Genomic DNA, 1,132 nt, shown 5'->3' with positions numbered 1-1,132 from the left:
CTGAAGTGGATGCCAGACTGTCCTTTGATACCCAAGGCACTGTCGATAAAGCTTTGGAATTCATTAAATTATATGAAGAATTGGGCGTTGATAAATCCAAAATCCTAATCAAAATAGCTGCGACTTGGGAAGGCATCAAAGCCGCCGAAATCCTAGAAAAACAAGGCATCGCTTGCAATCTAACCCTGCTATTTACCGAAGCTCAAGCGCGCGCTTGTGCAGATGCCAATGTCACGCTCATCTCACCTTTTGTGGGTCGTATTACCGATTTTCAAAAAGCTCAAGAAGGCGTCAATGACATTGCCATTGAAGACGACATGGGCGTTAATTCCGTCAAAAGCATCTACGAATCCTATAAAAAACATGGCTATCGTACAGAAGTGATGGGTGCAAGCTTTAGAAACATCCATCAGTTGATCGCCTTGGCAGGCTGCGACCTACTCACCATCTCGCCTGCACTGCTTGATGAGATGGCTAATAGCAGCCTCCCCGTTCCCAAGGCACTTGATTATCAAGGCGACGTTCTGTCAAAGCCAGCGCCATTGACCGAAGCAGAATTTCGTGCCATGCAAGACAACGAACCTTTGAATACCTTGTTAATCAAAGGCATTGACGGATTTATCCAAGCACGTGAAACGCTGGCAAATCATCTAAGCCAAGCTTAATTTATGCCAAAGAAAAACCGTGCTATTTAGCACGGTTTTTTTGTGGATAATTGAGAGGCTTAATTTACCAGATTAAATTACGCGCGGTGTTCTGGCTGATGAATCCATCAGGAACTTGCCCATTGGCCGACTGCCATTTGGCAAAAGCGCGGCGCGTATTAGAACCTGCCACACCATCAACACCGCCAGTATCAAAACCTTGAGCGGTTAGGTTTCTTTGCAGGGTTTGGATTTGGGTGCGAGACAGCGGCTCTTCATAAGTTGGCCATGACGCCACCAGTCCACTGCCACCGCCAATGCGTTTCGCCAGTAATGAAACACCTAGCGCATAGCTTGATGAATTGTTATAGACTTTGATGACATCGAAGTTCGGCGTTAATAGCAGCGCAGGTCCATTTTTACCTTCAGTCAGCCATAGTTCTGATAGATATTGACCGCCGAAATATTCACCACTTGCTGAAGTAAGG

Annotated in this window: 2 protein-coding genes; one reads left to right on the top strand and one right to left on the bottom strand. The window is 46.0% G+C overall.

Annotated elements, in window-relative coordinates:
* Nucleotides 1–665, top strand: a 665-nt coding sequence (locus GY683_RS02465; protein ID WP_297287235.1) for a transaldolase family protein, incomplete at its 5' end; no start/stop codon positions are given.
* Between the two features lie 64 nt (nt 666–729).
* On the opposite strand, the gene GY683_RS02460 is transcribed toward GY683_RS02465, so the two are convergent.
* Nucleotides 730–1,132 (bottom strand): peptidoglycan-binding protein (locus tag GY683_RS02460; protein WP_297287234.1); only part of this gene is annotated, 403 nt, incomplete at its 5' end.

The sequence above is a fragment of the Moraxella sp. genome, assembly GCF_024227015.1.
Lineage (GTDB): Bacteria > Pseudomonadota > Gammaproteobacteria > Pseudomonadales > Moraxellaceae > Moraxella.
This window is presented reverse-complemented; position numbering and strand designations above follow the sequence as displayed.